Origin of the sequence: Candidatus Sodalis pierantonius str. SOPE, assembly GCF_000517405.1 — a bacterium.
Taxonomy (GTDB): Bacteria; Pseudomonadota; Gammaproteobacteria; order Enterobacterales; family Enterobacteriaceae; genus Sodalis_C; species Sodalis_C pierantonii.
This window is the reverse complement of sequence record NZ_CP006568.1, coordinates 4,280,118-4,303,673: the sequence shown is the minus strand read 5'-3', so window position 1 is coordinate 4,303,673 and position 23,556 is coordinate 4,280,118. Positions and strand designations below refer to the sequence as shown.

Here is a 23,556-nt window from a genome sequence, read left to right as displayed (position 1 = left end):
CGGGCGTGCCGCACTTCAATGCTTGCCGCGTAAAAGCCAATCCAGACAGCGCCCTGGCAGGAGGCGACGCAACCCCGTTAGCGCGTGCGCCACCAGGGTAACCGGATAACGTAATCTGGCCCGAGGACTTTCCAGCGCATGGCGCAGTTTCGGCAACACGGCCTCCGGCGGCAGCGTAAAACGTCGGGCGATAGCCGGATTGGTCACCGGCTGATCGGTCCGGGTGTGGGTCAGGTTAGTGCTAAATGACGTGGCGATGGGACCCGGTTCAATCAGGCTGACCTGCACGCCGCTGCCGTGCAGCTCCATGCGCAGCGTGTCCGACCATGCCTCCAGGGCAAACTTGGACGCAGCATAGGCGCCCCGGCCCGGCGTGCACACCAGCCCCATGACCGAACTGGTCTGGATAATCCGCCCCTCGACATGAGGTACCATGGCAGGCAGCAGTCGCCGGGTCAATTGATGAATACCGAACAGATTAGCGGAAAATTGCTGTTCCAGCTGACTCCGGCTTAACGTGTCAAGTCGGCCATACATACCGTAGCCCGCATTATTGAAGAGTCCGTACAACCGGTTGCCGGTCAGCCGCAACACCTCATCGGCGGCGGCGTCAACGCTTTGCGGGTCGTCCAAATCCAGCGCCACGGCCTCAAAGCCCTCCGTCGCCAGCCGCGCTACATCACGGGTTTGGCGGCAGGCGGCCAACACCCGGTAGCCGCGCGCGCGCAGATAGCGGGCCGCCACCAGGCCGATACCGCTGGAGCAACCGGTAATCAGCACGGCTTTTTGCATAACTTTACCCAAATTGCGCTCTCCTTGCCTATGATTCATGTTTAAGTAAAGGCAGCAGGCGGTCCGCCATCCATTGCGCGATGAAAGGCTGGGCGTCCGGATTGGGATGTATCCCGTTATCTTGCATCCACTCCGGCCGCAGATAAACTTGCTCCATAAAAAACGGCAGTAAGGGAACGGCGTACCGGCTCGCCAGCGCCGGATAAATGGCGCTGATGGTTTCCGTATAGCGCTTGCCGTAATTCGGCGGTAGGCGGATCTGCATGAGCAGGGGCTGCGCGCCCGCCTGTTGGCTTAAGGTAATGGCTTTGACCAAATCTTGTTCAATCTGCGACGGCGGAAAACCGCGCAGACCATCATTCCCGCCCAGCTCGATGACCACCCAGCGTGGCTTATGCTGGCGCAGCAGCGCAGGCCAGGCCCGTGCGGCGGGCATGCGGTAACCGGCGTTTAGACTGTCGCCTAGAACCAAGAGCGTATCGGCGGCCAGCGCCCGAACGCTTACCAGACTTAACAGAATAAGGAAAAGAAAATGCCAGCGGAAAACGTTTTTGAAGTTCATCATTTTAGTAAGCACGTCGGTCAAGGTGAACACCATATCTCCATCCTTACCGGAGTTGAGCTGGTTGTCAAACCCGCGCAGACGATTGCGCTTATCGGCGAGTCCGGATCGGGGAAATCCACCCTGCTGGGGATCTTGGCCGGGCTCGACGACGGTAGCGACGGCGCCGTACATCTGCTGGGGCACGACCTGACGGCGTTGGAAAATGTGCAATTGCCGGCGCTGCTGAGAGGGGAGGGCGAGCGCCAAAGCCGCGAACAGGCGGTGACCCTGTTGACGCAGTTGGGGCTGGGGCAACGTTTGTCCCATTTGCCCGCCTAGCTCTCCGGCGGCGAGCAGCAGCGGGTCGCGCTGGCGCGCGCGCGTTCAGCGGCCGGCCGCAGATTTTATTCGCCGACGAGCCGACCGGCAATCTGGACCGCGCCACCGGCGATCGCATTGCCGATCAGCTGTTCAGCCTGAACCGGGATTTCGCCACTACCCTGATTCTGGTGACGCACGACAGGCAACTGGCCGCGCGCTGTGAACGCCGTCTGCGTTTGCAGGACGGCCGGCTGGAGGAAGTGGCATGATAGCAAGCTGGTTCTGGCGCGAATGGCGAACCCCCTCCATGCTGATCGTCTGGCTGGCGCTTACCCTGTCGGTGGCCTGCGTGCTGGCGCTGGGTAACCTGAGCGATCGGATGGAAAAAGGGCTTAACCAGCAAAGCCGCGAATTCCTGGCGGCCGATCGGGTGCTGCGCGCGGCGCGGTCGGTGGATGAACGCTGGCTCTCGCAGGCCAAGGCTGACGGACTGACGCTCAGCCGCCAACTGACGTTTATGAACATGACGTTCGCCGGCGACGCGGCGCAACTGGCCAGGGTCAAAGCCGCCGACGGCAACTACCCGCTGTATGGCGAGTTGATCACCTGGCCGGCCAATCTGCGCCCGGGGGCGGGAGAGGCTCTGGTCGCGCCGCGGTTGCTGGCGCTGCTGGGACTGAAGACGGGCGATTCGCTGGAGGTGGGCGACGCGACGTTGCGGGTGGCGGGGGAAGTGCTGCGCGAACCGGACAGCGGTTTCAATCCGTTTCAAACCGCTTCCGGCATTATCATCAACACCGCCGACGTGGAGAAAACCGGCGCCGTGCAGCCCGGCGGCCGGGTCACTTGGCGTTACCGTGTTCGCCGGCGAGCCTGAAGAGCTCCAACGTTTCGAGAACTGGCTGACGCAGCAGTTAAAAGCCGATCAACGCTGGAACGGTCCAGAGGAGTCGAGCGGTGCCCTGAATCGCTCCATGGAGCGTTCACAATATTTTCTGCTGCTTTCGGAGCTGTTGACGCTGCTCTTGTCGGTGGCTGCGGTGGCGGTGGGACACTACTGCCGCAGCCGCGCTGAGCTGGTGGCGGTGCTAAAAACCCTGGGCGCCGGCCGGCTGTCGCTGATAAAGCTCATAATCGGCCAGTGGTTGGCGCTGCTGGCCTTCTCGGTCGTCTGTGGCGCGCTGGCGGGGCTGGCGTTCGAGGCGGTGCTGATAAAACTGTTAGCGCCGGTGTTGCCGGCTACGCTACCCCCCGCCGGCGTGTGGCCCTGGCTCTGGTCGATGGGATCGCTGGTGGTCATTTCCCTGCTGGTTGGGGTGCGCCCCTATCGCCAACTGCTGGCCACCCGCCCGCTGCGCGTCCTGCGCCGCGATGTGTTATCGACCGTTTGGCCACTGCGCTATTATCTGCCGGCGGTGCTGGCGCTGCTGCTGGGGCTCCTGCTGTGGTTGGTGGGGCCAAGCCCGCTGCTCTGGTCGGTGGTAGCCGGTATGGCGGTGCGGGCGCTGCTGTTGGCCGTCGTGGGGTGGGGGGCGCTGCTGCTATTGCGGCGGTTGACGCTGCGCCGGCTGACCCTGCGGCTGGCGGTCAATCGCCTGCTGCGCCAGCCCTGGGTGACGCAGAGTCAGCTGGCGGCGTTTTCTTTGTCGTTTATGCTGCTGGGCCTGCTGTTGGTGATGCGCGGCGACCTGTTGCAACGATGGCAGCAGCAACTACCGCCGGAAAGCCCTAACTATTTCCTGTTGAATATGACCGATGAGCAGGTGGACACCGTCAATCGCTTCCTGCGGCAGTGCGGTGTGACGCCCGGCGTATTCTATCCGATGGTGCGCGCCCGGCTGACCGCCATCAACGATCGAAGCGCGACCGACATCATCAAGCCCGACGATCCGGGCGGCCCCACGGTTAACCGGGAACTCAACCTGACCTGGCTGCGCGACTTGCTCGATCATAATCCGCTGTTGGCAGGCCATTGGCCGCCGCGCGCGGGCGAAGTATCAATGGAGCAAGGTGTGGCGAAAGATCTGGGGGTCGGTATCGGCGATCGGTTGACATTCACCGGCGATACCCTGTCGTTTAGCGCCACGGTATCCAGCCTGCGCCAGGTGGATTGGGAGAGTCTGCGGCCGAATTTTTTCTTCATCTTTCCGCCCGGAGGGATGGAAGGACAGCCGCAAACCTGGCTGACCAGCTTTCGTTATGATGGAAACGAGCAGCTGGTGACGGCGCTTACACGTCAGTTCCCCACGCTGAGCCTGTTGAATATCGGCGCCATGCTGCGGCAGGTAGGGCAGGTACTGCAACAGGTAAGCCGGGCGCTGGAAATCATGGTCATTCTGGTGCTGATGTGCGGCGGGCTGTTGCTGATGGCGCAAGTGCAGGTCGGCATGCGTCAGCGCCAGCAGGAATTGGTGGTCTACCGGACATTAGGCGCTAGCCGCAAACTGCTGCGCTGGACGTTGTGGAATGAATTTGCCTTACTCGGGCTAGTTGCGGGCGCGGTGGCCGCGATCGGCGCCGAGGCGGCGCTGATGCTGTTGCAGCGGCGGGTATTCGATTTCCCCGTCCGACCGGATCCTTATTTGTGGTGGGAGCTGCCCCTCGGGGGTATGCTGCTGTTATCACTGCTGGGGACCGTGCTTGGCGCCCGTCTGGTGCAAAGAAAGGGACGGCTGGGACAGGATTGGATGCAATTGTTTACAAAATGGGAACATTAATGCAACAAAAGATAATCAGCATAGTGACAACCGGGTTGACAGGGCCCGGACTCCTGCTGCACAGTAACGGCCTGGCGTCACACTACAATGTAAATAGGTCCGCCAACAACGCAGAGGTTATCAGCCAGATATCTCAGCCACTTCGCAGATCCACTCTGCCCACTTAGCACCAGGCAGTGTTATCCGGAAAACCCGCGTTTCCGCTTATGCTCCCAACGGGTGTCAACGGTGAACGCAACGGTTCGGCACTCTTCACGATAGTTGCAATCGCTATGAGAGAGAGAGGAGTTAACGTAATAAATGACTACGACGTCCAAGATTATCTATACGCTCACCGATGAAGCCCCAGTGCTGGCGACCTACTCGCTGCTGCCGATCATCCGTGCGTTCACCCAATCCCTGGGGATCGCCGTCGAAACCCGCGATATCTCGCTGGCGGGCCGCATTCTCGCCAATTTCCCCGAACATCTGCAATCGGATCAGCGCTTGTCGGATCACCTGGCGGAGCTGGGCCAACTGATGGTGACGCCCGAAGCCAATATCATCAAGCTGCCGAATATCAGCGCCTCGCTGCCGCAGCTGAAAGCCGCCATCAAAGAGCTGCAAACGCAGGGCTATGCGGTGCCGGATTACGTTGACGAGCCGAACACGGATGCGCAAAAAGAGGAGGCCAAGGCCCGCTACGACAAAATCAAAGGTAGCGCGGTTAACCCAGTTCTGCGCGAAGGCAACTCCGATCGCCGCGCGCCGCTGTCGGTGAAGAATTACGCCCGCAAACACCCGCACCGCATGGGAGAATGGTCGGCATCGTCTCAATCCCACGTTGTCCATATGCACGAGGGCGATTTCTACGGCAGCGAGAAATCGGCGCTGATTGAACGCGATGGTAACGTCAGTATCACTCTCGTAGGCCGCGATGGCGCCAAGCAGGTTTTGAAAGCCAAAACGGCGGTGAACGCCGGCGAAATCATCGACGCCGCGGTCATGAGCAAAAAGGCGTTGAGCAGCTTTATCGCGCAGCAGATCACCGATGCCAAACGGCAGGGCGTGCTGCTGTCGCTGCATTTGAAAGCGACTATGATGAAGGTGTCCGATCCGATTATGTTCGGTATCGTGGTGTCTGAATTCTATAAAGAGGTGCTGGCCCGCTATAACGATAAACTGAAAACGCTGGGTTTCGACGCCAACAACGGTATTGGCGACTTATACGCCAAAATCAAAGAATTGCCCGCCGCTGAACAGACGGAAATCACACAAGCCATCAAGGCGCTGTATGCCGAGCGGCCATCGCTTGCCATGGTGAATTCCGACAAAGGCATTACCAACTTGCATGTGCCTAGCGATGTTATCGTGGATGCGTCGATGCCGTCAATGATCCGCGATTCCGGCAAAATGTGGGGGCCCGATGGTCAACTGCATGATACCAAGGCCATCATTCCAGACTGCTGCTATGCCGGCGTTTACCAGGCGGTAATTGAAGATTGCAAGCAGCATGGCGCTTTTGATCCCAAGACCATGGGCAGCGTGCCCAACGTGGGGTTGATGGCGCAAAAGGCCGAAGAATACGGCTCTCATGACAAGACCTTCCAGATCCCCGCCGACGGAGTGGTGCAGGTCGCCGATGAGGCGGGCAACGTGCTGCTGGCCCATCCGGTAGAGGCGGGCGATATTTGGCGCATGTGCCAGGCTAAAGATGCGCCGATTCAGGATTGGGTGAAGCTGGCGGTCAACCGCGTCCGTGAATCCAATACGCCGGCGGTATTCTGGCTCGATCCGGCCCGTGCGCACGATGCGCGCATGATTGAGAAAGTGCAGCGTTATTTGCAGGAGAATGATACCCGCGGGCTGGATATCCGTATCCTGTCCCCGGTCGACGCCACGCGTTTTTCCATCGAGCGGATCCGCGCGGGCAAGGACACTATTTCGGTCACCGGCAACGTGCTGCGCGATTATTTAACGGATCTCTTCCCGATTATGGAGCTGGGTACCAGCGCCAAAATGCTCTCCATCGTGCCTTTGATGGCGGGCGGCGGCCTGTTTGAAACCGGCGCCGGCGGTTCCGCCCCCAAACACGTTCAACAGTTTGTGCAGGAAAACCACCTGCGCTGGGATTCGCTGGGGGAATTCCTGGCGCTGGCCGCCTCGCTGGAGCACGTCGGTATCGCCGCCGGCAACAGCAAGGCCAAAGTGCTGGCGAAAACGCTGAATCAGGCAACCGGCAAGTTCCTCGACGCTAACAAATCCCCTTCCCGTAAAGTCGGTGAGCTCGACAACCGCGGCAGTCACTTCTATCTAGCGCTGTTCTGGGCGCAGGCGCTGGCGGAGCAGAACGAGGACACGGCGTTAAAGCAGCAGTTCACCGAGCTCGCGCGCACGTTGGCTGATAATGAGCAGAAAATTGTGTCGGAGCTGAATCAGGTGCAGGGTAACGCGGTGGATATCGGCGGCTATTATCATCCGGATCCCGCGCTGACCAGCAAAGCCATGTGCCCCAGCGCCACCCTCAACGGCGCGCTACAGGCGGTGGGCGCCTAAGGCAGCCCCTGTCCGGCACGCACCGGCTCCTGCGCCGGTCAGCCCGGTGTCAGCGCAGGGGGGCAATTCGTTGGCAATGTTGTGGACAGTGCGAGCCGCGCCTGCTCAATCTCAACCGGCCAGTTTCTGCCTTGCCCAGTCGATCCCGTGTTGGTATTCCGCCGGCAGTAGCGTTGCTAACCACTGCAGGCTGCGGCTGAGTGTCACGCTATCAGGATGGGTAAGATTCAGATGTCCGACCTTGCGCCCCGCGCGCACCTCTTTTTCGTACCAGTGCAAATGCACTAGCGAGTCCGCCAGCCAATCGATATTAACGTCGCTGCCTATAATATTCACCATGGCCGCGGGCGCGCTGACGACCGGTACCGGTAGCGGCAGCGCCAGAATAGCGCGTAAATGCAGTTCAAATTGACTAATGGAAGCGCCATTTTGCGTCCAGTGGCCGCTGTTATGCACCCGCGGCGCCAGTTCATTGATAAGCAGCCGATCGCCGCCAATAAAGCACTCCATCGCCATCACGCCGACATAGTCCAGCTCATGCAGGATAGCGCCGAGCATATTTTCCGCCTGCTGTTGCAGGCCGCTATCCGGAGAGGGAAAGATGACGCTGGCGCGCAGAATACCTTCCTGATGGAAATTATGGGTCAGCGGATAAAAGACCTGGGCACCATCGGCGGATCGGGCGCCGACCAGCGATACTTCCCCATCGAAGGCGATGCCCTGCTCGACGATGCAACTGCCGTAGCACTCCTGCGGTAGGGTGGCCTCTTCGCCCGGATGGAGCCGCCATTGGCCGCGACCGTCATAGCCGCCCACCCGGCGTTTCACAATGGCCAAATTGCCGAAGGAAACAAACACCTCCGGCCATTGGGCGGCACCCGCCAGCGGCGCCCAGGGGGCGGTGGCCAGACGCAACTGGTCCAGCAGCTGCTTTTGCGTCAGCCGGTCGGCCAGCCTGGGGAAAATATCGCGATTAACGAAGCCGGGGTGACGCGCCAATTCGCGGGTGAGGGCGGTTTCCGGCCAGCGCTCGATTTCGGCGGTGATGACGCTTTGGCCGAAAGGCACCGATTTGGGCTCGGCGTCCAGCTCGACCGGGTACACCGCGATACCCAGCGGCTCGCCGGCTTGCCGCAGCATACGACCCAACTGGCCGTTGCCCAGTACGCAGACCGGCCTCATGCCTGTTCCCTTGGATCGGGATGGCTCAGGACCTCATCGGTTTGCCGTTGGCGCCACTGGCTCAGGCGATTGGCCAGCGCCGCGTCATGCAGCGCTAAAATTTGGGCGGCCAGCAGGGCGGCGTTGGCGGCGCCGGCTTTGCCGATGGCCAAGGTGCCGACCGGAATACCGCGCGGCATTTGTACAATGGAATAGAGACTGTCCACGCCGCTCAGCGCCGCGCTTTGAACCGGCACCCCGAGTACCGGTACCAGCGTCTTGGCCGCCAGCATGCCCGGCAAATGCGCCGCGCCGCCCGCGCCGGCGATAATCACCGCATAACCGTTGTCGGCCGCCTGCTCGGCGAAGCGGAATAACTTATCAGGGGTACGGTGGGCTGAAACAATTTCCGCCTCAAAGGGAACGTTTAGCGCGGTGAGAATTTCCGCGGCAAATTGCAGGGTGCTCCAATCGCTTTGGGAACCCATGACAATCGCGATCTTTGCCGTGGCGTGGTTGGAATGCATACGCGTCGTGCTCCTGTGGTCATAATGTCGTTTTTCTTAACAGACCCTGCGGCCTGGCTAACCGGGCGTAGAGCATATCATGGGTCCCGGTAGAGGAAAACGGTTGCGTAGCCACCGGCGGCGTGCGCGGCGAAGGAAAAAATGCGCTGTGCGGATTATACTGCACCGAAATGTTGCTTTAACTGAATAGCTTGCCCTGGCCGGCGCTGGCGGGGCTCAACGGGATATCAGCGATGGAAACCACACCAAAGGAAAGCGCGCCGCTTACGGTAACCTACCCGGGCGCGGCATATTGGGCCTTCGGCGATAGCCCGCAAATGGCCGACGAGTTGGGCGCACTCGTGGTAGGGGGCATAAAAACCGCCACCTGCTGCTCGCTGCAGGCCTACCAACAGGATGCCAGCTCCCCGCGCATTGGCGACTACAGCGTGATCCTCAATGGCCGGGAGCGTCCGCTGGCGGTTATCCGTACCACCGCCTTGCGTCTGCTGCGTTTTTGCGACGTCACGGCGGAAATGGCGGCCAAAGAAGGCGAGGGCGATCTTAGCCTGGCCTACTGGCGTGAAACCCACCGGGCGTTTTTTGAACGTGCCGGCCACTGGTCGGAAGAGATGGCGCTGGTGGTGGAAGAGTTTATGCTGGTGGCAACCTTATAGACCTGTGCAGAGGTGGCCTGGCGCCCTACGAGCCCCCCGGTTGAGCGGGAAACCCTGGCGGCAGAGGGTGCCGGTGGCTGCGCTGAGGGGATAAGCGCCTCTCGTGTTCGAAAAGATGACGCCGGGTGCGCGCCAAATCTCAACCGCCAAAAGGGAACTCGTGCAGCGTGACGCCCTTGGCCGTGACCTCAATGGCCGACCCCTGGAGGTGCCAGGCGCCAAGCACCGCGCGACGGCGCTCCCCCGGCAGCTCATGTATCGCCGGCCGGTGGGTATGGCCATGGATCATCACCGTCGCGCCGGTGTGCGCCAGCACCGTCATGACCGCCTGCGCGTTGACGTCCATGATATCGGCGGTTTTCCCGGAGTTGGCATGGAGACTATTGGCGCGCATCCTGTCGGCGATGCGCAGCCGCAGCCGCAGCGGCTGCGACAGAAACAGCCGCTGCAGCCAGCGTTGATGCACCCGGCGGCGAAAACGCTGATAATCGCTATCGTCGGTACACAGCGTGTCGCCATGCAATATCACCACCCGAAGCCCGTCAAGCTGCATAACCTGCTGCGCGGGCAGCAGCGTCATACCGCAGGCGCTGGCGTAGCGCTGGCCAAGCAGGAAATCACGATTACCGTGAATGAAATAGCAGGGAATACCGCGTTGACCCAGCGCCCGTAGTGCGACGGCGATCTCGTGATGCAGCGGATTGGGATCATCATCGCCTATCCACACCTCAAACAGGTCGCCAAGAATATACAATGCTTGCGCGGCGCGGGCGCGGGTACGTAGAAAATGCAGAAAACCGGCGGTAATCGCCGGCTCTTGTGCGCAAAGATGAATATCCGCGACGAACAGCGTTGACATGCGGCTAAGGTTACTCCGCGATCGTCACATGGGTAATGATGACGTCGTCTTTCGGTACATCCTGGTGCATCCCGCTGCGGCCGGTCGCGACGCCTTTGATTTTATCCACCACGTCCAGACCCTCGGTCACTTCGGCGAAGACACAATATTCCCAGCCGTCGGGACGCTCAGAACGGAAATTCAGGAAGTCATTATCCACCACGTTGATAAAAAATTGCGCGGTGGCAGAATGCGGATCGTTGGTACGGGCCATCGCCAGCGTACCGCGATTGTTTTTCAGACCATTATTGGCTTCGTTTTTTACCGGCGCCTGGGTCGCCTTATGTTCCATACCGGGGACAAAGCCGCCGCCCTGGATCATGAAACCATTAATCACGCGACGGAAAATGGTGTTGTCATAAAACCCGCTGCGGCAATAATTGAGGAAATTCTCAACGGTTAACGGCGCTTTTTCCGCAAAGGTTTTGATAACGATATCGCCGTGATTGGTATGTAAAGTAACCATATTTAATGTCCTGAAAGTCTGATGAATTGCATTCATACAAAGTGTACGGGCAGAGGGGTTTTATAGCATAACTCTGGCATAGAGTCAGCATCGTCCCCCGTTTCCCTCCGTCCGCCGAATGACAGCACCGCGTCAAGCGCGGGGAATTCCGGGCATACCCTTGCAATAGCTGCGGCTTCAGGGTTCAATACCCCGTTAGGTTTATTGACCTTTACCGCTGGCCGCTCTACATGCGCAATCCGCAGACACATGGAATGATTTTCGATGCTAAAGATTTTTAACACCCTGACACGCCAAAAAGAGGAATTTAAACCTATCCATGTCGGTAAAGTCGGTATGTATGTGTGCGGCATTACCGTGTATGACCTCTGCCACATCGGCCATGGGCGCACTTTCGTCGCCTTTGACGTCGTTACCCGCTATCTGCGCTATCGTGGTTATGAGGTCAATTATGTCCGCAATATTACCGATATTGAAGATAAAATTATCCGCCGCGCCGCGGAAAACGGTGAGCCCTTTCATCAGTTTACCGATCGCATGATCCAAGAGATGCATCTCGATTTCGATCAGCTGAATATTTTGCGTCCCGATCATGAACCGCGCGCCACGTACTATATGGACGTGATTATTGAACTAGTGGGGCAGCTTCTCGCCAGAGAACATGCCTATGTGGCCACCAACGGTGATGTGATGTTCGCCGTGGACAGCGACAGCGATTATGGCCTGTTGTCTCGCCAGGATCTGGCGCAGCTCCAGGCCGGCGCTCGCGTCGAAGTCGCCGAAGTAAAACGCAACCCCATGGACTTCGTACTGTGGAAAATGTCGAAGCCCGGCGAGCCGAGTTGGCCATCGCCGTGGGGCGACGGCCGGCCTGGCTGGCACATTGAGTGTTCGGCCATGAACAGCCGGCAGCTTGGCCATCATTTTGACATCCACGGCGGCGGTTCGGACCTGATTTTCCCGCATCATGAAAATGAAATCGCACAGTCCACCTGTGCTCACGACGGCCCTTATGTCAATGTGTGGATGCACGCCGGGATGGTGATGGTCGATCGAGAGAAGATGTCCAAATCCCTGGGCAACTTTTTTACCGTGCGCGACGTCCTGCGCTATTACGACGCCGAAACGGTGCGCTATTTTCTGATGTCCGGCCATTACCGCAGCCAGCTTAATTACAGCGAAGAGAATCTCAAACAGACGCGGGCCGCCCTTGAGCGCCTGTATACCGCCCTGCGCGGCACCGATGCGGCAGCTGCGCCCGCCGGCGGTGAAAACTTCGTGGCGCAGTTTACTGCGGCGATGGATGACGACTTTAATACCCCGGAAGCCTATTCTGTCCTGTTCGACATCGCCCGCGAGGTGAACCGCTTGAAAAGCGAGCAGCCGGCGGCGGCGCAGGGTATGGCGGCGACGTTACGCCAGCTGGCCGGCGTGCTGGGGCTGCTTGAGCAGGACCCCGCCGCCTTCTTGCAGCAGGGCGCCGGCGGCGACGTGGATGAGAATGCCGAGATAACCGCGTTAATTCAGCAGCGCAACGACGCGCGCAAAGCCCGGCAGTGGGCACTGGCGGATGAGGCCCGGGATAAACTTACCGCGCTGGGCATCGTGCTGGAAGACGGCCCCCAGGGTACGACCTGGCGCCGCGGTTAAAGGTATAGGCCGGCGCTGGCCCTCGACGGCCCGCGCCGTTCCCCTACTTGGACAGCGGGGACCGGCTATAACGCTTCTCCCGCCGGTTAGTCCGCGATCGTGACCTGCTGACCGGCGTAGGCGACGCGCTGCCCGGCGGTGATCTTACAGCGTCGGCGGGTTTCCACCACGTCGTTTACCGTGACCCGGCCCTCATCAATGACCAACTTGGCCGCCGCGCCGCTATCGCACCAGCCCGAAATTTTCAGAAGATCGCATAATGCGATATAGGGGTGCCCTTCAAGGGAAAACGTCGTCATGGTTAAGCCTCCGGCGCAGACGTATCATGATAATCCTCGCAGGCCTGCAAGGTATTCTGAATCAGCGTGGCCACCGTCATCGGGCCCACGCCGCCGGGCACCGGCGTAATGTAGGCGGCGCGCTCGGCGGCGCTGGCATAATCCACGTCGCCAACCACTTTGCCGCTGTCCAGACGATTAATCCCGACATCCATGACTACCGCACCGGGTTTGATCCACTCGCCGGGAATAAAGCTCGCTTTGCCCACCGCCACCACCAGCAGATCGGCATTTTCGATATGATGCCGTAAATCGTGCGTGAAACGGTGGGTGACGGTTACCGTACAGCCCGCCAGCAACAGCTCAAGACTCATGGGCCGGCCGACAATATTGGACGCGCCAACCACAACGGCATTGAGGCCAAAGGTATCGATGCGATAGCGCTCGAGCAACGTCACAATGCCGCGCGGGGTACAGGGTCGCAGCAGCGGCGCGCGTTGGCACAGACGGCCGACATTATAGGGATGGAAACCGTCTACATCTTTATCTGGCGCGATACGCTCCAGCACGCTGATATTATCAATCCCCGCCGGCAGCGGCAGTTGCACCAATATGCCGTCCACGCGGCGGTCGGCATTCAGCCGATCAATCAGCGCCAGTAATTCCGCCTCCGTGACCGTGCTCGGCAGATCATAGGAAAGGGAGATAAAACCGACGTCTTCACAGGCTTTGCGTTTGCTGGCAACATAAATCTGCGAGGCGGGATCGCCGCCGACCAGCACTACCGCCAGTCCGGGCGCACGCTTGCTCGCCTTGAGGCGCTCCTGTACCCGCGCGGCCACTTCACTTCTGACCTGCTGGGCAACGGCCTTACCATCAATTATTTTCGCTACCATCTGAATCGGAAATCCGTCATTGTAATCGGGCTGAGGGCGCTATTTTGGCAGAAGCGCACCCCGCTGTCAGGCACAGAATGCATCCTGACCTTTTACCAACAGAACAACGGACAGAAAAGCCATTGACTCAAACGCTTACCTCCGTATAATCCAAACCGCATTCACCGCCGCGGTTTCCGTTGTGCGCCCTTAGCTCAGTTGGATAGAGCAACGGCCTTCTAAGCCGTAGGTCACTGGTTCGAGTCCAGTAGGGCGTACCATTTAAAATCAATGAGTTAGCTGTTTTTCTCAATGACCACTTTTTCGCAGTGGGACGGATTTGGGACGCGACCGTCAAAAATCGCATCAATTTGCCGTGCATGCACTGTAAGATGGTTCGGGGCTAGGTGCGCATAACGCTGTACCATTTCTATAGACTCCCACCCTCCCATTTCCTGCAATGCAGACAGGGGCACCCCTGACTGAACTAACCAGCTTGCCCAGGTGTGACGCAGATCATGAAACCGGAAGTTTTCGATTCCTGCACGTCTCAGCGCCGCTCTCCAAGCTGTATTTGAATCAACACGCATTTTTCGTACTGATGCTGTAGTCGTGCCATCATTTCTTTTAACTGCTGTCGTATGGACGAACACCAAATTATGATGATGTCCTATTTGTCGCCTCAGCACTGCACACGCCATATCATTCAACGCAACTCCGATAGCTCGCCCTGACTTACTCTCTTCCGGATGCACCCAAGCGACTTTGCGCTGCATATCTATCTGCTGCCACTTTAGATTGACAATGTTAGAACGGCGAAGACCTGTTGATAATGCGAATTCTACGATAGACTTCAGAGGTTCAGGACATTCTTCAATTAGCCTTTGGGCTTCTGCGGGTTCGAGCCACCGTACCCGCTTATTTTTCTCTTGTGGAACTTTGATAACAGGTGATTTTTCTATCCACTTCCATTCACGTTCAGCGGCCCGCATGATTGATTTCATCAATACAAGGTGCTTGGCTTTTGTTGAAGTAGAAACTGGCTCTGGCGTATAATCACCAATGTGAGCCTGTTTAGAAATTTGTGTATTTGCCTGATTTTGATATGTTCAATCCAACATCAAAAACAGGTTAATTTATGGACGAAAAACAGTTGCAGGCTCTGGCTAACGAACTGGCCAAAAATCTCAAAACCCCTGAAGAACTCAGTCACTTCGATCGGCTGCTGAAAAAAATCAGCGTCGAAGCAGCTCTCAATGCCGAAATGACCCATCACCTCGGCTACGATAAAAATCAGCCTAAACCGGGGACCAACGCCCGCAACGGCTATTCCACAAAAACCGTTACCACTGGCGATGGCCCGCTGGCGCTGCGTACTCCGCGCGATCGTGACGGTTCCTTTGAACCGCAACTGATGAAGAAGAACCAGACCCGGATTACCGGGATGGATAACCAGATTTTATCGTTGTACGCCAAAGGGATGACCACCCGCGAGATCGCCGCCGCGTTCAAGGAGCTGTATGACGCCGATGTCTCGCCGGCGCTGGTCTCAAAGGTCACCGATGCGGTCATGGAGCAGGTTGTTGAATGGCAAAACCGGCCTCTGGATGCAGTCTATCCCATTGTTTATCTTGACTGTATCGTTCTAAAAGTCCGGCAGGACAGCCGCATCATCAACAAATCTGTGTTCCTGGCGCTGGGCATCAACATCGAAGGCCAGAAAGAGTTGCTAGGTATGTGGCTGGCCGAAAATGAAGGCGCAAAGTTCTGGCTGAACGTGCTGACAGAGCTGAAAAACCGCGGCCTGAACGATATCCTTATCGCCTGCGTAGACGGGCTGAAAGGTTTCCCTGACGCTATTAACGCGGTGTATCCGGAGGCGCGGCTCCAGCTGTGTATCGTGCATATGGTGCGCAACAGCCTGCGGTTCGTCTCCTGGAAGGACTACAAGGCCGTCACCCGCGACCTAAAAGCTATCTATCAGGCCCCTACGGAAGAAGCCGGCTTGCAGGCGCTGGAAGCGTTCTCCAGTGCCTGGGACATCCGCTACCCGCAAATAAGTCGAAGCTGGCAGGCAAACTGGGCCAATCTGGCCACGTTCTTTGCCTACCCAACGGACATCCGCAAGGTGATCTACACGACCAATGCCATCGAGTCGTTAAACAGCGTGATCCGGCATGCCATCAAAAAGCGCAAGGTGTTCCCGACCGACGACGCAGTGAAAAAGGTGGTGTGGCTGACGATACAGGCGGCCTCACAGAAATGGACAATGCCTTTGAGGGACTGGCGCATGGCAATGAGCCGCTTTATTATCGAGTTCGGTGACCGCCTGGACGGTCACTTCTGAGAAAAGGCATTTACACAGAATCGTGTACAGGGTCGCCGGCCACGATGTTCAGGTGGTGTACTCTCAGTCCATGCAGCAATGGCTGACTCATCAAGCCATACTGTCATGTCCCCCCGCTGCCTGAGCGCATTGTTGTATGCGGGCCAGTTGGTGATTTTAAACTTTTGCTTTGCCATGGGGACCTGATGTTGAAACGAATGTAGTGATCAGAGCCGCCAGTCACCTAAAAGTTCGATTTATTCAACAAAGCCCAAAAATAAAAGAAGCGTGATCTGTAAGATGCCAGTAATCACTGGTAAATAGGGATCCCATCAATTTCTGTTACACAGTTTTTCCCCGAGCATTGTACGCGCTTCGGGTCAATAATAATAAGGGAAGGATATTCAGTTTTTAATTGCTTAAAAAGCTGATTGAACCAGTCACTACCATCACCATTCCATACACCACGTTCACAAGATGCGTCTTTATTGTGTGCTCTTAATTTGACGTTTTGATAAAAGCATGGTACGTATTCTTTGGGTGCAATATAGATTGTTTTTATAATAACGGGCTTTGCGCCTGATTTAATTATGATACCCATCGCCTTTCTCATCACGACTTCAATGCGTTGTCTGGACAACGCCTCTGAACGCGCATCCCCGAGTTTATTTATGATATTGTCACTTGTATAATGGTTCCAGACTTCACCAATGATGACATAATCAAATTTCTCTTTTTGTATCTTGTCATAATAGCGAGCCACATTGTCATGGCAATCTTTATAAACACTGTTTTTGTAGCGCCTCCACGCTTTGTTGAATAAATCCGAAATTTGTGACGACTTCCTTCCTATCAGGGCGATTGTTACATGATGCGGACGCTGTTTGGCATTCCTAACAGTGTGATCCGGTTAAGTGCTTTAACCATTGCCATTGTCTCACCTACCTGCGCGTCATAGTCATGCAGACTCAGATGACCACCCAGAAGTGTTTTAAACCGGAACATGGCCGTTTCAGCCAGTGAACGCCGGTGATAACCTACTTTCTTTTTCCAGGTATCGTTATTGCCGCTCAGATGCTGATTTGCCACCGCATGGTTACGCTCATGGTATCGAGCTGGCCAATATTGCGCACCACTTCGCGGTGGGATAAGCGGCTTTATTTTTTTCCTCAGCAGAGCATCATGACAGTAACGCGTATCGTAAGCACTGTCAGCCGACGCTTCCCTGATTTTCCGGTGGGTTTGGTTAATCAGCCCGGGCAGCGCCTGCGCATCTGTCGTACCACTTAGCGATAAATCGGCACAGATAATTTCATGTGTCGCGCTATCTACTGCCAGATGAAACTTGCGCCATACTCTGCGCCTCTCAGCCCCATGCTGCCTGACTTTCCATTCGCCTTCGCCGAAGACTTTCAGGCCGGTGCCATCGATGACCAGGTGTGAGATTTCGCCGCGGGTTGGCGTTTTTATGCTGATGTCGACGGTTTTTGCTCGCCGGCTGACCAGAGAGTAATCTGGGCAGCGCAGCGATAGCCCCATCAGTTTAAAAATCGAGTCAACGAAACCCTGTAACGCCCGGAGCGAAAGGTTAAACACGCGCTTTATCATCAGAACCGTGGTAATGGCCATATCGGTGTAGTGAAGCGGCCGGCCACGATGTTCAGGTGGTGTACTCTCAGTCCATGCAGCAATGGCTGACTCATCAAGCCATACTGTCAGGTCCCCCCGCTGCCTGAGCGCATTGTTATATGCGGGCCAGTTGGTAATTTTAAACTTTTGCTTTGCCATGGGGACCTGATGTTGAAACGAATGTAGTGATCATAGCCGCCAGTCACCTAAAAGTTCGATTTATTCAACAAAGCCGCGCCTCCAATCAAACTGAGAAATACCGGGTAACACTAAACACGTCGATGTGCCCTGTACCATCACAGAGACATGCGCATCCTTAGCCAATAAATCTATAAAATTCCAAAAATGATTAGAATGTGAGTCTCCGATCAGTAGTGCCTTTTTGAGGGCGTCTGTATCACCAATGATACAATCGTTATTTTTTCCGTCCTCATTATCGTTCAAACATGACTCTCTATAGGGCGACTCATATTTGTCCAGCGTAGATGTTATACGCAAATAATCTGCACCAAAGCGCCCACTGAACCCATTGTATCGTTCGGTCAATGAGTATAGTGCTACAAAAATAATTATTGATATTAACACGAGGATTGAAAAAGATGTTGGCAAAGAGTTGCTTTTTTTTCTACATGGTTTTTCAATAAAAAAATAAGAAATACAGGAGAGCAGTAAAGTTAGTGTATAACATGTAATAGTAAAAACAAGGTTTTCTTTGAACCCCAGGTAACGTCCCACAGCAAAAATAGGCCAGTGCCAAAGGTATAATGAGTAAGAAAGCCTTCCTAGGATGACTAATGGTGGTAGAGACAGTAGACGCGATACTATACTATTGGCTGGAATTCCCACCCATATCAGTAATGCAGTTGCTAGACAGGCCATTAGAGCATGATAATCGGGATACCCCAGCACAATTTTTACTCTTGTGGCACAGTACATCAGAGTAAGAAATGGGCTTTGTTGAATAAATCGAACTTTTAGGTGACTGGCGGCTCTGATCACTACATTCGTTTCAACATCAGGTCCCCATGGCAAAGCAAAAGTTTAAAATTACCAACTGGCCCGCATATAACAATGCGCTCAGGCAGCGGGGGGACCTGACAGTATGGCTTGATGAGTCAGCCATTGCTGCATGGACTGAGAGTACACCACCTGAACATCGTGGCCGGCCGCTTCACTACACCGATATGGCCATTACCACGGTTCTGATGATAAAGCGCGTGTTTAACCTTTCGCTCCGGGCGTTACAGGGTTTCGTTGACTCGATTTTTAAACTGATGGGGCTGTCGCTGCGCTGCCCAGATTACTCTCTGGTCAGCCGGCGAGCAAAAACCGTCGACATCAGCATAAAAACGCCAACCCGCGGCGAAATCTCACACCTGGTCATCGATGGCACCGGCCTGAAAGTCTTCGGCGAAGGCGAATGGAAAGTCAGGCAGCATGGGGCTGAGAGGCGCAGAGTATGGCGCAAGCTTCATCTGGCAGTAGATAGCGTGACACATGAAATTATCTGTGCCGATTTATCGCTAAGCGGTACGACAGATGCGCAGGCGCTGCCCGGGCTGATTAACCAAACCCACCGGAAAATCAGGGAAGCGTCGGCTGACAGTGCTTACGATACGCGTTACTGTCATGATGCTCTGCTGAGGAAAAAAATAAAGCCGCTTATCCCACCGCGAAGTGGTGCGCAATATTGGCCAGCTCGATACCATGAGCGTAATCATGCGGTGGCAAATCAGCATCTGAGCGGCAATAACGATACCTGGAAAAAGAAAGTAGGTTATCACCGGCGTTCACTGGCTGAAACGGCCATGTTCCGGTTTAAAACACTTCTGGGTGGTCATCTGAGTCTGCATGACTATGACGCGCAGGTAGGTGAGGCAATGGCAATGGTTAAAGCACTCAACCGGATCACACTGTTAGGAATGCCAAACAGCGTCCGCATCATGTAACAATCGCCCTGATAGGAAGGAAGTCGTCACAAATTTCGGATTTATTCAACAAAGCGTAAGAAATGATGTGATTCCGAACAAGTAACATATTGTTTTTCCTGGCTTATATTTTTCACACCCTAAAATTACCAAGCTACTGCCAATCAGAAATTCAAAAATACGTGATGTAAAAAAATAGTAACTCTTATCAGGATATTTAGCAGAAAGTGCTATTGATAATATTGTTGTTATCACAACTAATAATAATGTAACGGTTTTTATTGATTTATCAGATAGATAGCGATGCATGAAAATAATGCTTGCAGGTAACAGCAGGTACCATTGCCATTCTATAGAAAGTGACCAGGTATGCAGTAGCAGCAAATATGTTGCCTCTGGAGCAGCATAACCTGTTGTCGAACGCTTAAAAAACTGATTTGAAATAAGAAGGATTGTGTATCTCGCACTGTTTACATAATCAATGAAATCACTAGGCAAATAAAATAACGCGGCTAGCAGGGAGGTGAATAAAACATTGCTTTGTTGAATAAATCCGAAATTTGTGACGACTTCCTCCCTATCAGGGCGATTGTTACATGATGCGGACGCTGTTTGGCATTCCTAACAACGTGATCCGATTAAGCGCTTTGACCATTGCCATAGCCTCACCTACCTGCGCGTCATAGTCATGCAGACTCAGATGACCACCCAGAAGTGTTTTAAACCGGAACATGGCCGTTTCAGCCAGTGAACGCCGGTGATAACCTACTTTCTTTTTCCAGGTATCGTTATTGCCGCTCAGATGCTGATTTGCCACCGCATGGTTACGCTCATGGTATCGAGCTGGCCAATATTGCGCACCACTTCGCGGTGGGATAAGCGGCTTTATTTTTTTCCTCAGCAGAGCATCATGACAGTAACGCGTATCGTAAGCACTGTCAGCCGACGCTTCCCTGATTTTCCGGTGGGTTTGGTTAATCAGCCCGGGCAGCGCCTGCGCATCTGTCGTACCGCTTAGCGATAAATCGGCACAGATAATTTCATGTGTCGCGCTATCTACTGCCAGATGAAGCTTGCGCCATACTCTGCGCCTCTCAGCCCCATGCTGCCTGACTTTCCATTCGCCTTCGTCGAAGATTTTCAGGCCGGTGCCATCGATGACCAGGTGTGAGATTTCGCCGCGGGTTGGCGTTTTTATGCTGATGTCGACGGTTTTTGCTCGCCGGCTGACCAGAGAGTAATCTGGGCAGCGCAGCGACAGCCCCATCAGTTTAAAAATCGCGTCAACGGAAACCCTGTAACGCCCGGAGCGAAAGGTTAAACACGCGCTTTATCATCAGAACCGTGGTAATGGCCATATCGGTGTAGTGAAGCGGCCGGCCACGATGTTCAGGGGGTGTACTCTCAGTCCATGCAGCAATGGCTGACTCATCAAGCCATACTGTCATGTCCCCCCGCTGCCTGAGCGCATTGTTGTATGCGGGCCAGTTGGTGATTTTAAACTTTTGCTTTGCCATGGTGACCTGATGTTGAAACGAATGTAGTGATCAGAGCCGCCAGTCACCTAAAAGTTCGATTTATTCAACAAAGCCATCCACACCGATAAAACCTGATGGAAAAACCGTCAATCCACCATAAAAAGCCAGCACAAAAATGATGGCTATTGCCCTTAGACCATCGATATCATATAGAGGTATTTCATAAAAACCTATATTTTTAATTAATTATAATAAAAAACAGTTCATTGCAGCTCATCTGCAGCCTTACCCTAACGTATTTTGCATCATTGTTAAATACACTCGTTTATGGGAACTCCCAGCTTAATATTTATGCCGACAGATTAATCAATGCTGGATTACCTCTTTAGCCATTACAGGTTAACATTTTGATTTTAAATTAAAATATTTCTCTTCCCGTGTTATTACTTATAGCCACTACCCCTCAGTCAGTATCTACGAGTTACAACTAATAATTATCTTGACGATTAATTACTGATTATTGATCGGTAAAAATTATAGTAATGCATGAGGATTGCATTAATGAGTACGCCAATCGTACCTTGGGTGGGAGAAAAGCGGCGGCTGGCTAAACGTCTTCTATCGTACTTTCCTGAGCACAAATGCTACGTTGAACCATTCTGTGGGGGAGCGGCGCTGTTTTTCAGCAAGGAACCATCCACAGTCGAAGTGCTGAACGATATCAATGGCGATTTGATAAACCTCTATCGGGTGGTTAAGTGTCACCACCGGTTTAAATCTGATCCATTATGCTAATTAAATCACTATTCTTTTAAGAGGAAGCTAACAAAAATAATCTTGGATATTTGAAAACTATAAGACAGTTCGACAAGTGGACATAATCGCATCCATATGCGCGATCTCTACATCGAAAAAAACGCAAGCAGGGCGCTGACGCGGTTTCCGGGGCTATGCCAGTACAAGTTCGCTTCGCTCACGTATCGGTGCGCAGAAGCTTCAGAGCGCGTTTATAAGTACTTTTCGCGCCTCGCATGCCTTCGGCATAATGGCGTATTAATAACCACTGATTTTAACAAAAAAGCCTATTTTACTTAGCAGGGTGGATCACTTTTCAATTGGTAGTGACAGTTAAGTACCATTTGGAGGAATTTATACGTCAGTTTAAGTGGGCTTTAAGCAGTAGGCAGCTGTTTGATTGGCTAAAAGAAACACCACCACAAACGCTGACCGATATACAGCGAGCCGCCCAGTTTTACTATCTTCAACAACTCACATTTGGTGGCAAAGTGAGCGGGCAGAACTTTGGTACTTCCGCTGTGCGATCACAGTCATTGAACCTTCTAAGAATCGAAGAGCAGCTATAACAGGCTCATCTGCGTTTATCTCAGGCAACCATAGAGCATCTTGGTTGGCAGGCTTGTATTGAAAAATATGATAGGCCACATACATTGTTCTACCTTGATCCACCTTACTGGAAGACTCAAGGCTATGGCGTGGCGTTTGGCCTGGAGCAATACAGCATCATTGATAGCCTGGCTCATTCGATAACAGGAAGAATGGTTATTTCAGTTAATGATATCCCAGAAATGAGGAGCATCTTCAAAAACCTTCATATCGACGTTGTTGACCTAAAATACTCATTAGGCAACAACCCTCATAGCAGACGCGAGTTGATCATTCGTAATTTCGCCTGATTTCCTTTTTGCAAACAATTCTGGACTGTCCAAAATGGCCATTTTTTAGTGGTTTAAAGGAGTCCAGAATTGCTTGCAAATTAGTCCAAAATATTTTGCATCGCTACAGATGAACGTGAAAATGGTTGGCACCACCGATGATCCGATCGATGACCTGTGCCATCATAAAGCCGTCGCGCAAGACAGCAGCTTCTCCATCAAAGTGCTGCCCAGCTGGCGCCCGGATAAATCCTTCAATATTGAAGCCGAAGGTTACGTGGATTATCTGAAGAAGCTCGAGGGTGCTTCGGACACCGCCATTAGCGGATTCAGCGCGCTTTGCGACGCGTTGTCGAAACGTCTGGACCATTTCGCCGCCCACGGCTGCCGCGTCTCTGACCACGCGCTTGATGTGGTGGTCTATGGCGAAGCCGATACCCACACGCTCGATGGCATCCTGGCCCGTCGCCTGGACGGTAAGCTGCCGAATGCCGAGGAAATCGCGCAGTTCAAAACCGCGGTGCTGGTGTTCCTCGGCGCAGAATACGCCCGCCGCGGTTGGGTACAGCAGTACCATATTGGCGCGCTGCGCAATAACAATAGCCGCATGCTGAAACTGCTCGGCCCCGATACCGGTTTCGATTCCGCCAACGATCAGCCGGTGGTCCAGAACCTCTCCCGCTTGTTGGACGCACAGGCGAAAAACGATGCGCTGCCGAAAACCATCCTTTATTGCCTGAACCCGAGCGACAACGAAACCATCGGGACCATGGTCGGCAACTTCCAGGGCGAAGGCATGCCCGGCAAGATGCAGTTTGGTTCTGGCTGGTGGTTTAACGATCAGAAGGACGGCATGGAGCGTCAGATGACCCAACTGGCCAACCTCGGCTTGCTCAGCCGCTTTGTCGGCATGCTGACCGACAGCCGCAGTTTCCTGTCCTACACCCGTCACGAATACTTCCGCCGCATTCTATGCAGGATGATCGGTCACTGGGTCGAGCAGGGCGAAGCACCGGCGGACATAAAGCTGTTGGGCGAAATGGTGAAAAACATTTGCTTCGACAACGCCAAAAACTACTTTGCCATTGAACTCTGATTAAGC

18 protein-coding genes, 1 tRNA gene and 7 pseudogenes are annotated in these 23,556 nt (G+C 54.6%); 11 read left to right on the top strand and 15 right to left on the bottom strand.

Features of this window, described 5'->3' with window-relative positions; genetic code table 11:
- Window positions 1-15: 15 nt before the first annotated feature.
- Together SOPEG_RS21315 and SOPEG_RS21310 are read right to left on the bottom strand one after the other, a co-directional pair.
- The gene (locus SOPEG_RS21315) at window positions 16-792 is read right to left on the bottom strand and encodes an SDR family oxidoreductase (RefSeq protein ID WP_025246858.1); all 777 of its coding nucleotides are present in this window, start codon (window positions 790-792) and stop codon (window positions 16-18) included.
- Window positions 793-820: 28 nt separating this feature from the next.
- The gene (locus SOPEG_RS21310) at window positions 821-1,354 is read right to left on the bottom strand and encodes a GDSL-type esterase/lipase family protein (RefSeq protein WP_148297204.1); all 534 of its coding nucleotides are present in this window, start codon (window positions 1,352-1,354) and stop codon (window positions 821-823) included.
- Here SOPEG_RS21310 and SOPEG_RS21305 point away from each other — a divergent pair.
- The 3 genes and pseudogenes from SOPEG_RS21305 to SOPEG_RS21295 all read left to right on the top strand — a co-directional run bounded on the left by SOPEG_RS21305 (window position 1,325) and on the right by SOPEG_RS21295 (window position 6,909).
- Window positions 1,325-1,926 (top strand): annotated as a pseudogene (locus SOPEG_RS21305) (ATP-binding cassette domain-containing protein). The gene SOPEG_RS21310 and the pseudogene SOPEG_RS21305 overlap by 30 nt on opposite strands.
- Window positions 1,923-4,374: pseudogene (gene ybbP / locus SOPEG_RS21300) on the top strand (putative ABC transporter permease subunit YbbP). The pseudogenes SOPEG_RS21305 and ybbP overlap by 4 nt, the downstream one beginning before the upstream one ends.
- Window positions 4,375-4,674: 300 nt before the next feature.
- A complete protein-coding gene (locus SOPEG_RS21295) occupies window positions 4,675-6,909 on the top strand; it encodes an NADP-dependent isocitrate dehydrogenase (RefSeq protein WP_025246854.1) in 2,235 nt (744 codons plus the stop codon).
- 111 nt (window positions 6,910-7,020) lie between these two features.
- Here SOPEG_RS21295 and purK read toward each other — a convergent pair whose 3' ends face one another.
- Together purK and purE are read right to left on the bottom strand one after the other, a co-directional pair.
- Window positions 7,021-8,091 carry a 5-(carboxyamino)imidazole ribonucleotide synthase gene (gene purK / locus SOPEG_RS21290; protein WP_025246853.1) on the bottom strand — a complete coding sequence of 357 codons (1,071 nt, stop codon included), beginning with the start codon at window positions 8,089-8,091 and terminating at the stop codon, window positions 7,021-7,023.
- Window positions 8,088-8,597: a 5-(carboxyamino)imidazole ribonucleotide mutase gene (purE, locus tag SOPEG_RS21285; RefSeq protein ID WP_025246852.1), complete on the bottom strand. Its 510-nt coding sequence runs from the start codon at window positions 8,595-8,597 to the stop codon at window positions 8,088-8,090. Before purE ends, purK begins: the two co-directional genes overlap by 4 nt.
- Before the next feature lie 233 nt (window positions 8,598-8,830).
- On the opposite strand from purE, the gene SOPEG_RS21280 reads away from it, so the two are divergent.
- Window positions 8,831-9,253, top strand: coding sequence for an ASCH domain-containing protein (locus tag SOPEG_RS21280; protein ID WP_025246851.1), 423 nt, complete (start codon window positions 8,831-8,833; stop codon window positions 9,251-9,253).
- A 139-nt stretch (window positions 9,254-9,392) separates the two neighbouring features.
- On the opposite strand, the gene SOPEG_RS21275 is transcribed toward SOPEG_RS21280, so the two are convergent.
- Both SOPEG_RS21275 and ppiB read right to left on the bottom strand, forming a co-directional pair.
- Window positions 9,393-10,112 (bottom strand): UDP-2,3-diacylglucosamine diphosphatase, encoded by a 720-nt coding sequence (locus tag SOPEG_RS21275; RefSeq protein WP_025246850.1) that lies wholly within the window; start codon window positions 10,110-10,112, stop codon window positions 9,393-9,395.
- A 10-nt stretch (window positions 10,113-10,122) separates the two neighbouring features.
- Window positions 10,123-10,617, bottom strand: a complete 495-nt coding sequence (gene ppiB / locus SOPEG_RS21270) for a peptidylprolyl isomerase B (RefSeq protein WP_025246849.1) — start codon at window positions 10,615-10,617, stop codon at window positions 10,123-10,125.
- Between the two features lie 264 nt (window positions 10,618-10,881).
- Between ppiB and cysS the strand changes: the two genes are divergently transcribed.
- Window positions 10,882-12,267, top strand: a complete 1,386-nt coding sequence (gene cysS / locus SOPEG_RS21265; RefSeq protein ID WP_025246848.1) for a cysteine--tRNA ligase — start codon at window positions 10,882-10,884, stop codon at window positions 12,265-12,267.
- A gap of 86 nt (window positions 12,268-12,353) precedes the next feature.
- On the opposite strand, the gene ybcJ is transcribed toward cysS, so the two are convergent.
- Both ybcJ and folD read right to left on the bottom strand, forming a co-directional pair.
- A complete protein-coding gene (gene ybcJ / locus SOPEG_RS21260) occupies window positions 12,354-12,566 on the bottom strand; it encodes a ribosome-associated protein YbcJ (protein WP_025246847.1) in 213 nt (70 codons plus the stop codon).
- Window positions 12,567-12,568: 2 nt separating this feature from the next.
- Complete coding sequence (gene folD / locus SOPEG_RS21255; RefSeq protein ID WP_025246846.1) at window positions 12,569-13,441, bottom strand: bifunctional methylenetetrahydrofolate dehydrogenase/methenyltetrahydrofolate cyclohydrolase FolD; 873 nt, start codon at window positions 13,439-13,441, stop codon at window positions 12,569-12,571.
- Window positions 13,442-13,624: 183 nt separating this feature from the next.
- Between folD and SOPEG_RS21250 the strand changes: the two genes are divergently transcribed.
- Window positions 13,625-13,701: transfer RNA gene (locus SOPEG_RS21250), tRNA-Arg, on the top strand.
- A gap of 15 nt (window positions 13,702-13,716) precedes the next feature.
- Here SOPEG_RS21250 and SOPEG_RS21245 read toward each other — a convergent pair.
- A pseudogene (locus SOPEG_RS21245) lies at window positions 13,717-14,475 on the bottom strand (site-specific integrase); the annotation flags it as partial.
- A gap of 83 nt (window positions 14,476-14,558) precedes the next feature.
- Here SOPEG_RS21245 and SOPEG_RS21240 point away from each other — a divergent pair.
- Window positions 14,559-15,767, top strand: coding sequence for an IS256-like element ISSoEn2 family transposase (locus SOPEG_RS21240; protein ID WP_025246844.1), 1,209 nt, complete (start codon window positions 14,559-14,561; stop codon window positions 15,765-15,767).
- Between the two features lie 35 nt (window positions 15,768-15,802).
- On the opposite strand, the pseudogene SOPEG_RS28080 reads toward SOPEG_RS21240, so the two are convergent.
- The 4 genes and pseudogenes from SOPEG_RS28080 to SOPEG_RS28460 form a co-directional block, all read right to left on the bottom strand.
- A pseudogene (locus tag SOPEG_RS28080) lies at window positions 15,803-15,943 on the bottom strand (IS5/IS1182 family transposase); the annotation flags it as partial.
- A gap of 113 nt (window positions 15,944-16,056) precedes the next feature.
- Window positions 16,057-16,578 carry an SGNH hydrolase domain-containing protein gene (locus SOPEG_RS21235; RefSeq protein WP_257720398.1) on the bottom strand — a complete coding sequence of 174 codons (522 nt, stop codon included), beginning with the start codon at window positions 16,576-16,578 and terminating at the stop codon, window positions 16,057-16,059.
- Between the two features lie 32 nt (window positions 16,579-16,610).
- Window positions 16,611-17,534 carry an IS5-like element ISSoEn1 family transposase gene (locus SOPEG_RS21230; RefSeq protein ID WP_025246842.1) on the bottom strand — a complete coding sequence of 308 codons (924 nt, stop codon included), beginning with the start codon at window positions 17,532-17,534 and terminating at the stop codon, window positions 16,611-16,613.
- 60 nt (window positions 17,535-17,594) lie between these two features.
- On the bottom strand, window positions 17,595-18,374 hold the full coding sequence (locus SOPEG_RS28460; RefSeq protein ID WP_158382507.1) for an acyltransferase family protein: 780 nt from the start codon (window positions 18,372-18,374) through the stop codon (window positions 17,595-17,597).
- 26 nt (window positions 18,375-18,400) lie between these two features.
- Here SOPEG_RS28460 and SOPEG_RS21225 point away from each other — a divergent pair, with 26 nt between their 5' ends.
- Window positions 18,401-19,324 (top strand): IS5-like element ISSoEn1 family transposase, encoded by a 924-nt coding sequence (locus SOPEG_RS21225; RefSeq protein ID WP_025243865.1) that lies wholly within the window; start codon window positions 18,401-18,403, stop codon window positions 19,322-19,324.
- A 45-nt stretch (window positions 19,325-19,369) separates the two neighbouring features.
- Here the strand turns inward: SOPEG_RS21225 and SOPEG_RS28060 are convergent, their stop codons facing one another.
- Together SOPEG_RS28060 and SOPEG_RS21220 are read right to left on the bottom strand one after the other, a co-directional pair.
- A complete protein-coding gene (locus SOPEG_RS28060; RefSeq protein ID WP_148297159.1) occupies window positions 19,370-19,687 on the bottom strand; it encodes an acyltransferase family protein in 318 nt (105 codons plus the stop codon).
- Between the two features lie 208 nt (window positions 19,688-19,895).
- Window positions 19,896-20,820, bottom strand: a pseudogene (locus SOPEG_RS21220) (IS5-like element ISSoEn1 family transposase).
- Window positions 20,821-21,327: 507 nt separating this feature from the next.
- On the opposite strand from SOPEG_RS21220, the gene SOPEG_RS25625 reads away from it, so the two are divergent.
- The 3 genes and pseudogenes from SOPEG_RS25625 to uxaC all read left to right on the top strand — a co-directional run.
- Entirely contained in the window at window positions 21,328-21,576 is a 249-nt protein-coding gene (locus tag SOPEG_RS25625) for a DNA adenine methylase (protein ID WP_071882274.1), read from the top strand.
- 332 nt (window positions 21,577-21,908) lie between these two features.
- Window positions 21,909-22,475, top strand: a pseudogene (locus tag SOPEG_RS30125) (DNA adenine methylase); the annotation flags it as partial.
- Window positions 22,476-22,581: 106 nt separating this feature from the next.
- Window positions 22,582-23,550 (top strand): annotated as a pseudogene (gene uxaC, locus SOPEG_RS21210) (glucuronate isomerase); the annotation flags it as partial.
- Window positions 23,551-23,556: the final 6 nt, after the last annotated feature.

What these genes read in the sequence shown, in the direction of transcription:
- SOPEG_RS21315 (WP_025246858.1), bottom strand. Translation starts at nt 792, where the DNA reads ATGCAAAAAGCCGTGCTGATTACCGGTTGCTCCAGCGGTATCGGCCTG.
- SOPEG_RS21310 (WP_148297204.1), bottom strand. Translation starts at nt 1,354, where the DNA reads ATGAACTTCAAAAACGTTTTCCGCTGGCATTTTCTTTTCCTTATTCTG.
- SOPEG_RS21295 (WP_025246854.1), top strand. Translation starts at nt 4,675, where the DNA reads ATGACTACGACGTCCAAGATTATCTATACGCTCACCGATGAAGCCCCA.
- purK (WP_025246853.1), bottom strand. Translation starts at nt 8,091, where the DNA reads ATGAGGCCGGTCTGCGTACTGGGCAACGGCCAGTTGGGTCGTATGCTG.
- purE (WP_025246852.1), bottom strand. Translation starts at nt 8,597, where the DNA reads ATGCATTCCAACCACGCCACGGCAAAGATCGCGATTGTCATGGGTTCC.
- SOPEG_RS21280 (WP_025246851.1), top strand. Translation starts at nt 8,831, where the DNA reads ATGGAAACCACACCAAAGGAAAGCGCGCCGCTTACGGTAACCTACCCG.
- SOPEG_RS21275 (WP_025246850.1), bottom strand. Translation starts at nt 10,112, where the DNA reads ATGTCAACGCTGTTCGTCGCGGATATTCATCTTTGCGCACAAGAGCCG.
- ppiB (WP_025246849.1), bottom strand. Translation starts at nt 10,617, where the DNA reads ATGGTTACTTTACATACCAATCACGGCGATATCGTTATCAAAACCTTT.
- cysS (WP_025246848.1), top strand. Translation starts at nt 10,882, where the DNA reads ATGCTAAAGATTTTTAACACCCTGACACGCCAAAAAGAGGAATTTAAA.
- ybcJ (WP_025246847.1), bottom strand. Translation starts at nt 12,566, where the DNA reads ATGACGACGTTTTCCCTTGAAGGGCACCCCTATATCGCATTATGCGAT.
- folD (WP_025246846.1), bottom strand. Translation starts at nt 13,441, where the DNA reads ATGGTAGCGAAAATAATTGATGGTAAGGCCGTTGCCCAGCAGGTCAGA.
- SOPEG_RS21240 (WP_025246844.1), top strand. Translation starts at nt 14,559, where the DNA reads ATGGACGAAAAACAGTTGCAGGCTCTGGCTAACGAACTGGCCAAAAAT.
- SOPEG_RS21230 (WP_025246842.1), bottom strand. Translation starts at nt 17,534, where the DNA reads ATGGCAAAGCAAAAGTTTAAAATTACCAACTGGCCCGCATATAACAAT.
- SOPEG_RS21225 (WP_025243865.1), top strand. Translation starts at nt 18,401, where the DNA reads ATGGCAAAGCAAAAGTTTAAAATTACCAACTGGCCCGCATATAACAAT.
- SOPEG_RS25625 (WP_071882274.1), top strand. Translation starts at nt 21,328, where the DNA reads ATGAGGATTGCATTAATGAGTACGCCAATCGTACCTTGGGTGGGAGAA.